At 75.8% G+C, this 8,158-nt stretch carries 7 protein-coding genes; 1 reads left to right on the forward strand and 6 read right to left on the reverse strand.

The window, feature by feature from the left end; all coding sequences use genetic code 11:
- Positions 1–567 precede the first annotated feature (567 nt).
- On the reverse strand, positions 568–1,206 hold the full coding sequence (locus tag BJP40_RS08345; protein ID WP_071279834.1) for a TetR/AcrR family transcriptional regulator: 639 nt from the start codon (positions 1,204–1,206) through the stop codon (positions 568–570).
- 117 nt (positions 1,207–1,323) lie between these two features.
- Entirely contained in the window at positions 1,324–2,478 is a 1,155-nt protein-coding gene (locus BJP40_RS08350) for an acyl-CoA dehydrogenase family protein (RefSeq protein WP_071279835.1), read from the reverse strand.
- A 58-nt stretch (positions 2,479–2,536) separates the two neighbouring features.
- Between BJP40_RS08350 and BJP40_RS08355 the strand changes: the two genes are divergently transcribed.
- The gene (locus BJP40_RS08355; RefSeq protein ID WP_071279836.1) at positions 2,537–3,181 is read left to right on the forward strand and encodes a TetR/AcrR family transcriptional regulator; all 645 of its coding nucleotides are present in this window, start codon (positions 2,537–2,539) and stop codon (positions 3,179–3,181) included.
- A 705-nt stretch (positions 3,182–3,886) separates the two neighbouring features.
- On the opposite strand, the gene BJP40_RS08360 is transcribed toward BJP40_RS08355, so the two are convergent.
- The 4 genes from BJP40_RS08360 to BJP40_RS08375 form a co-directional block, all read right to left on the reverse strand.
- The gene (locus tag BJP40_RS08360) at positions 3,887–4,972 is read right to left on the reverse strand and encodes a Zn-dependent alcohol dehydrogenase (RefSeq protein WP_071279838.1); all 1,086 of its coding nucleotides are present in this window, start codon (positions 4,970–4,972) and stop codon (positions 3,887–3,889) included.
- 68 nt (positions 4,973–5,040) lie between these two features.
- Complete coding sequence (locus BJP40_RS08365) at positions 5,041–6,432, reverse strand: aldehyde dehydrogenase family protein (RefSeq protein WP_071279837.1); 1,392 nt, start codon at positions 6,430–6,432, stop codon at positions 5,041–5,043.
- 104 nt (positions 6,433–6,536) lie between these two features.
- On the reverse strand, positions 6,537–7,100 hold the full coding sequence (locus tag BJP40_RS08370) for a DUF3574 domain-containing protein (RefSeq protein ID WP_079171015.1): 564 nt from the start codon (positions 7,098–7,100) through the stop codon (positions 6,537–6,539).
- A 463-nt stretch (positions 7,101–7,563) separates the two neighbouring features.
- On the reverse strand, positions 7,564–8,158 hold a 595-nt coding region (locus tag BJP40_RS08375; protein WP_079171016.1), incomplete at its 5' end, for a class F sortase.

The following is an 8,158-nucleotide window of genomic DNA, read 5'->3' on the forward strand; positions in this document are numbered from 1 at the left end:
CCGGGAGCGGCGGCCCGCCCGGGGCAGGCGGCCTCGCGGCGGACGACGGTGCCCCATCGCCCGTGGCGGCCTGCCCGGTGGACACCCCAGCCGGTGACGGCGGCCCGCCGGTTCGGTGCCGCCCGTGCCGGTGAGTGGCGGCCCGCCGACCGGGGCGGGCCCATGAGGGACACGACCCGCGCTCGGCGGCCCGTCAGGGCACGGTGACCGGCCGGTCGATGCGGCCCGCGCCCCGCGGGCGAGCCGTCTGCCGGTGCGGCCCGCAGCCGGCGGGCGAAGCGCCGGGAAGCGACCACCCCCGGTCAGGCGGCGCGCGCCGGCGACCCGCCGGGCGGCGGACAGGCAGCGAGGCCGTCGCCCCGGCGGACGACCGACCGCGCACGCCGCGCCGGTGCCGCCGGCGCCCCGTGGGCGGGTCGGCCGCCCACCGTCGTGGCGGCCCGCGCCGAACACAGGCGACCCGCCCTCACCAGGGGTTTCCAGGGCACCGGGGAGCACCCGGGACCCCGACGCGGGGCCGACCGCCGGCCGCCCTCGGGGCGGCCGGGCGCGGGTGGGCGGCCGGGGTCACGCGGTGCCGGGTACGCCCGCGCCCACCATGCGCAGGACCAGCCCGGCGTAGAGGTCTCCGACCTCCTCCGGACTGCGGCGGCCCCGCACGTTGAACCAGCGCGCCACGTCGATGCAGAGCGACAGCACGGCGAGGGCGGTGCCGGGCACGTCCGCGACGTCGAACTCCCCCGTGGCCACGCCCTCGTCGATGATGCGGCGCACCGCCGCGTCGCTCCGCCGGCGCAGCGCCACGATCTCGGCGCGGTGCTCGGGCCGCAGCGCGTCGAGTTCGTACTGCACGACGCGTGCCGTGGCGTGCCGGCCGGCGTGCCAGCGGACGAAGGACCGCACGGCGGCGGCGAGGCGCTCGGCGGCCGTGCCGGGGCCGTCGGCGGCGCCCTCCAGGATCTCCAGCGCCTTGGTGTGGCCGATGCTGCTGATCCGGTGGAGGAGCTCCTCCTTGGTCTTGTAGTGGATGTAGAGCGCGGCGGGGCTCATCCCGGCGCGGCCCGCGATGTCCCGGGTGGTCGTGGCGTGGTAGCCGCGCTCCGCGAACGCCTCGACGGCGGCCACGAGCAGCCGCCGGGCCGCGTCGGGGGCGACCTCGTCCCAGGCCGCGTCGTCGGCGCCGTCCTTCTCCTCCGCCGTGCACATCGTTCGCTCGCCCCTTCCGTACCCGAGGCGACCACCATACCGCGCCGGTGAGCAAGCGCTTAGGGCAATGGGGGGCGTACCGGTCCCTTCCGGACCGCCGGAGACCGGGGTGGGACGTCAGAAGGCGGACACGCCGGTCAGCGCACGACCGATGATCAGCTTCTGGATCTGGCTGGTGCCTTCGTAGAGGGTCATGACGCGGGCGTCCCGCACGAGCTTGCCGACCGGGTACTCGTCGATGTATCCGTAGCCGCCGAAGACCTGGAGGGCGTTGTTCGCGCAGCGCACGGCGGCCTCCGAGGCGAAGAGCTTGGCCTGGGAGGCGGCGGTGACGAAGTCCCTGCCCCGGTCGACGAGGTCGGCGACCCGCCAGGTCAGCATCCGGGCGGCCTCGACGTCCACCGCGATGTCGCTCAGCAGCTCCTGGACGAGCTGGTACGACGCGATGGGCCGGCCGAACTGCTCGCGCTGCCCCGCGTACCCCACCGCCGCGTCGAGGGCCGCCTGCGCGATGCCGACGCAGCCGGCGGCGACGGACATCCGGCCCTTGGCGAGGGCGGACATCGCCACGGCGAAGCCCCTGCCCTCCTCGCCCAGGAGGGCGTCCGCGGGCAGCCGGACGTCCTGGAGCACCAGCTCCGCGGTGGCCTGGCCGCGCAGTCCGAGCTTGCCGTGGACGGGGCGGCGACCGAGACCCGGCGTGTCGGCGGGGACGAGGAACGCGGAGATCCCCCGGTGGCCGGGCGCCTCGTTGGTGCGGGCGAAGAGCAGCACGACATCGGCCCAGGTGCCGTTGGTGATGAACATCTTCGAGCCGTTGACCACCCAGCCGCCGCCCGGCTCCCGTACCGCCCGGGTGGCCAGGCCCGCCGCGTCGGAGCCGGTGCCGGGTTCGGTGAGTCCGAAGCAGCCGAGCAGGTCGCCCGAGGCCAGCCCGGGCAGCCAGCGCCGCTTCTGCTCCTCGTCGCCCCAGGCGGCGATCGTCTTGGCGACCAGCCCGAGCGAGACGGAGACGATCCCGCGCACGGCGGAGTCGCCGCGCCCCAGCTCCTCGGTGACCAGGCAGTAGGCCAGGTGGTCGCCGCCCGAACCGCCGTACCGCTCCGGAAGGGTGAGGCCGAGGAAGCCGAGCGCGCCGAGCTTCTTCACGATCGCCCGGTCGACGCTCTCGGCGCGGTCCCACGCGGCGGCGTACGGCACCACCTCGCGGCGGACGAAGTCCTCGGCGAGCCGCCGGACGTCCCGCTGCTCCTCGCTCAGCTCCAGGTCCACGGGACCCCCTCATTAACTACCAGTGCTAGTTTTAGTTGGCAGCCCTACTATGTGCCGCATGGCCCGACCGCGCAAGCCCCTGCTCAGCCGAGAACGCATCGTCGCGGCGGCGGCCGCCCTGGTGGACGCGGAGGGCCTGGAGGCCGTCTCGACCCGGCGCCTCGCCGCCGAACTCGGCGTCAGCGGGCCGTCGCTCTACAACCACTTCCACACGAAGGACGAGATCCTGGAAGCGGTCGCGGACGCGGTGAGCGCCCAGGTCGACCTGTCGATGTTCGACGCGGACGACCCCCGCGACTGGCGCACGGCCCTGCACGACTGGGCGGTGTCCTACCGGGCCGCCCTCACCGCGCACCCGAACATCGTGCCGGTGCTGGCCCGCGGCCCCGGCCGCCGCCCCGCGGGCCTGCGGGTGGCGGACGCCGTGTTCGGCGCGATGGTGCGGGCGGGCTGGCCCCCGGCCGAGGCCACGCACATCGGCGCCCTGATGCGGTACTTCGTCACCGGCTCCGCGCTGGGCTCCTTCGCCCTCGGCTTCGTCGACGACGCGGCGGCGTACGACCCCGCCGACTACCCGCACCTCGGGCAGGCGCACCTGCTCGCCGAGCACCGCCAGCGCGTCGACGAGGGCGCCTTCGAGACCGGGCTGCGGGCGCTGCTCGACGGGCTCGCGGTGCGGTACGAAACCGTCGTACGGGCCTGAGCCGGCACCGGCCCGCACCCGCGGCGCGGTCCGGTCCCGTGAGGCGCCGGGCGCCCGGTGCGGGTGAGCAGCCGGTGCCCGGCGGCGGGGCTCGGCCCCACGCCGTTCAGTCGACCGGCACCGGATCGGTGACCACCCGGGGGCAACCGGCACCCGATCAGTGACATCCCGGGGAAGGCCAGGGATGCCTCTGCCGACTCGGTGCGGCCCTGCCGGCGGACGCAGGGCGGCAATCCTGCCGAAGGACTCCTCGTCCGACTCCGTGGGTGCGAAGCTGATGGGTGGCCTTTGCCCGCGATGGGCCTCGGTCCTCCGTGTCGTCGCCCCACAGGGGCGACGCGGCTCGTGCAGGGGGATGGGATGAGCTGTTCGTGCCCGGGTGCTCATATCGGGGATCACGCCTCCAGTTGCCGTCTCAGCGAGGACCGACACGGCGGAGGCGGGGGTGGGCTGTCTCTTGTCGGGTGCGGATGCCTCGTGCTCATCGGCTTCGTGATATTGACCCTGACGACCGGCGCCCTGTCCGTCGAGTGGAAGATCTTCGACTGAGGCCCCCGGCCACGGGGGCGCTCTCGTGCCGGCACCCGCAGGGCTCACCGAGGTTCTCGGCCGCGTGCAGGACGGGCGTGCGGGCCCCGGCCCCGTGCCGGGGCCCGGCTGGTGGGACCGGGGGCAGGCGGTGCGGGTGGAAGGAAGACAGGCGGGTCAGAACACCACCAGGGCGCGCCCTCCCTTGCCGGCGAGCATGTTGTCGAACGCCGCCGGGATGCCGTCCAACGCGATCCGGTCCGTGACCAGGGCCGACAGGTCGAGCCGTCCCGCGCGGACGTGCTCGGCGAGCACCGGGAGGTCGGCGGCCGGGTCGGCGTTCCCGTACACGCAGCCGCTCAGGGTGCGGCCCCAGTGGAAGATCTCCAAAGCGTGGAACGACACCTGCTGGTCCTTGCCGCCGATGCCGACCACGGTGGTGCGCCCGCCGCGACGGGTGGAGTCCCAGGCGGCGCGGATGGTGACGGCCCGGCCGACGCACTCGACGGCCGCGTCCGCGCCGCGCCCGCCGGTCAGGGCGCGGATCTCCCGGGCGGTGGTGGCGGACGCGACGACGAAGTCGGTGGCCCCGGCGGCCCGGGCGAGGTGCTCCTTCTCCGGGGACACGTCGACGGCGACGATCGGCCCCGCACCGGCGATCCGCGCCGCCTGGAGAGCGGACAGCCCGACCCCGCCGACCCCGAACACCGCCACGGACTCCCCCGGGCGGACACGTGCCGCGTGGTGGACGGCGCCGTAGCCGGTGAGGACGGCGCAGCCGAGCAGGGCGGCGTCGGCGAGCGGCACGCCGTCGGGCACGGGCAGCACGCAGGCCGCGGCGACGACGGTCTCCTCGGCGAACGCGGCGACGTTGAGGCCCGGGTGCAGCTCGGTGCCGTCCTCCGTGACGGCGTGCACCCGCCCGGTGCCGCTCAGCGCCTCGGTGCACAGCCACACCTCCCCGATCCCGCAGTGGTGGCAGGACCCGCAGGACGGCGCCCAGTTGAGGACCACGCCGTCACCCGGAGCGACGTGCGTGACGCCCTCCCCCACGGCGACGACCGTGCCCGCGCCCTCGTGGCCGAGGACGGCCGGCACGGGCACGCGCATGGTGCCGTTCGAGAGGGACAGGTCGGAGCGGCACACCCCGGCGGCGGCGAGGCGGACCCGGACCTGACCGGGGCCCGGCCCGGGCAGGTCGATGCCGGTTATCTCCAGCGGAGACCCGACGGACGGCAGGACGGCGGCACGGACGACCACGATCGGCTTCTCCCGATTCGGACGGCGACTGGGACGGACGACGGCTGGGCGGACGGCGGCTCGGCGGCGGTTCAGAACTGGAGGGACTTGGTGTGCAGGTACTCGGTCAGTCCGTGCTCGCCGAGCTCGCGGCCGATCCCGGACTGCTTGTAACCCCCGAACGGGGCCCGCGCGTTGAAGCGGCCGCCGTTGACGTCCACCTGCCCGGCCTCCATACGGCGGGCGAAGGCGGCGGCCTCGTCCGGTGCGCCCCACACGGCGCCCGCGAGGCCGTACACCGTGCCGTTGGCGATGCGCAGCGCGTCCTCCTCGTCCTCGTACCGGAGGAAGGCGACGACGGGCCCGAAGATCTCCTCCTGGGCGATGGCCATCTCCGGTGCGACGTCGGCGAAGAGAGTCGGGCTGACGTAGTAGCCGCGGCTCAGGGGCGGGGTGGGGCCGCCGGCCACCAGGCGGGCGCCCTCCGCGACGCCCTTCTCGATGTAGCCGACCACCCGCTCGCGCTGCTCCGCGCTCACGAGGGGGCCGATGCCCTCGCCGGGCACGTACCCGGCGACGGCCTCCGCGGCGAGGGCGACGGCCTCCTCGTACTGGTCGCGGTGGACGAGGACCCGGGTCAGGGCACTGCACCGCTGCCCGGAGTTGGACAGGGCGTTGGCCAGGGTCGCCTTGATCGCGGGGGCGAGGTCGGCGCCGGGCAGCAGGACGCTCGCGGACTTGCCGCCGAGCTCCAGGGCGACGCGCTTGACGGCGCCGCCGGCGAGGGCGCCGATCCGGCGGCCGACGGCCGTGGAACCGGTGAAGGACACCATGTCCACCCCCGGGTGTCCGACGAGGGCCTGGCCGGCGACCGGGCCGAGACCCACGACCATGTTGAACACCCCCGCGGGGAACCCCGCCTCGTGCACGGCCTCCGCGAACAGCCGGGCGGTGAGCGGGGTGTTCTCGGCGGGCTTGAGGACGACCGTGCAGCCGGCGGCGAGCGCGGGCGCCACCTTGGCGACGATCTGGTGGAGGGGGTAGTTCCAGGGGGTGATCGCGCCGACCACGCCCACCGGCTCCATGAGCACGGTGGAGTTGCCCACCCGGGTCTCGAAGGGGTACGAGGCGACCAGGTCGGCGTACGAGCCGGCGACCGCGATCGGCAGCTGCGTGTGGACGGCCTGCGCGAGCTTCGGCGGGGCGCCCAGCTCGCGGGTGACCGTCGCGGCGATCTCGTCGGCACGGGCCGCCATCGCGTCGCGCAGCGCGGCGAGCCGGGCCGCACGCTCGGCGGGCGGGGCGGCGGCCCAGCCGGGGAAGGCGTCGCGTGCGGCCCTTACGGCCGCGTCCACGTCCTGCGCCGACCCGGCGCCGACGCGGGCGACGACCTCCTCGGTCGCCGGGTCGACCACGGCGAGGGGCTCCGCCGCACCGGCGGACCGCCACGCCCCGTCCACGTAGACGCCGTCGAGGACCTTCATCCGCTGCTCCCTTGTCCGTCGGCCCGGCCCGAGCGGTGGCTCGGCCGCTGCCCACCAAACTAGCGGCGGTAGTTTTCTGGCGCCAGGGCCGGAAGGAGCCAGGGTCAGAAGTCCACGCGGACCCGGTCGTCGACCCGGGCGACGGACTCCTGGCCGAACTGCTGCCGGTACGCCTCCCTGATCCGCTCGATCTTCGGGCTGCTCGCCCTGGCCTGCGCGGAGGGGTAGAGCAGCACCAGTTCGTACGACCGCTCCCGCACGACCGTGCCGTCGGCGCCGCGCCACTGGCCGTGCCCCTCCTGCACGGTGAGCCCGTCGGGGAAGCGGGGGGTGACCTCCCGGTCGACGAAGGCGGTGAACTCCCGGTCGGTGACGGCGGGTCCGCCGTAGGGCCGCTCGGTGCCGAAGAGGAGGCGCGTCTCGGCGAACGGTTCGGCGCCGGCCGGGGCGGTGGTCGCCGCGGGCGGGGCTCCGTCGCCGAAGCCGGCGGAGGCGACCGGGGCCGCGACCGCGACCAGCGCGGCGGCGACCGCGGCGGCGGCGAGGCGGAGCCGGCGCGGCGGCACGGCGCGCGCGGGCGCCGAGGACCCCGAGGGCGCTGAGGGGCTCGGGAGGAGCGCGGGGGCCGGGGCGGGCTCGGGTGGCGTGGCGGGCGGGACGAGGGACATGCGGGCTCGTACTCCTCTACGGGAGGGCGCCGGACGCGCGGCGCACCGGGCGGGACCGGAAGGCGAGGGCGGAGTCAGGACGGTGAGGGTGGCCCAGGGCCTGGACCAACGAGCGGCGGACAGCCGTACGGGGACGCCGCGCGCCCAGCCGGCGGCAGCGCCACACGCCCGTCCGGCGGGCGCACGGCGCCGGGTCGGCCCGCAGGACCGCAGGTCCGCAAGCCCACAGGCCCACAGGCCCGCAAGTCCGCAAGTCCGCAAGTCCGCAGCACGGTACGGCCGCGTGAGGGCAGCGGGCGCGCCGCGAGGTCGGCCGCAGGGGCCGTACGCAGGGAGGGCAGGGTGCGAGGCCGGCCGCCCGTCCGTGAGGCCGTACCGCCCCGGAAGCCCCCGCTCCTGGCCGGAGATCGTCGGACGGGGCCCGCGCTCCTGCGGGGCGCGGGCCGGTGCCGGGATCGTGCCGTCATGCCTTGCGCGCGGCTCCCGCGGGCAGCACGTCCGTGAGGTGCGCGAAGACGACGACGTTGGCCGCGTAGCCCTTCTTGCGGTCGAACGCGCCGCCGCAGGTGAGCACGCGCAGCTCGGGGCGGTCGGCCGGTCCGTACACCTCCTTGTCGGGGAAGCGCTTCTTGTCGTACGTCCGCACCCGGTCGACCGTGAACACGGCCGTGAGGCCGTCCTCGCGGGTGACGCGGACGGTGTTGCCGGGCTTCAGGGCGTTGAGGTTCAGGAAGACGGCGGGGCCGGTCCTGGTGTCCCGGTGGCCGACGGCCACGGCGGTGCCCTTCTCGCCGGGCGTGGGTCCGTCCTTGTACCAGCCGACGAGGCGGGGGTTGTCGACGGGCGGCGAGTACAGCTGCCCCGCCCGGTCGAGACCGAGGCCGATGACGGGCGCCTCGATGGTGATGGCGGGGATGGCGAGGCGTTTGGCGGGGGAAGGCGGTAGGGGCGCGGGGAGCGCCTTGGCCGTCTTCTTCGGCGGCGGCTTCGGTGACGGCCTCGACGCGGGGGTGGGCGCCGCCCCGCGCGCGGTCTTCGCCGCGGGGCCGGGCGTCGCG

Source organism: Streptomyces sp. CC53 (assembly GCF_001865245.1).
GTDB lineage: Bacteria > Actinomycetota > Actinomycetes > Streptomycetales > Streptomycetaceae > Streptomyces.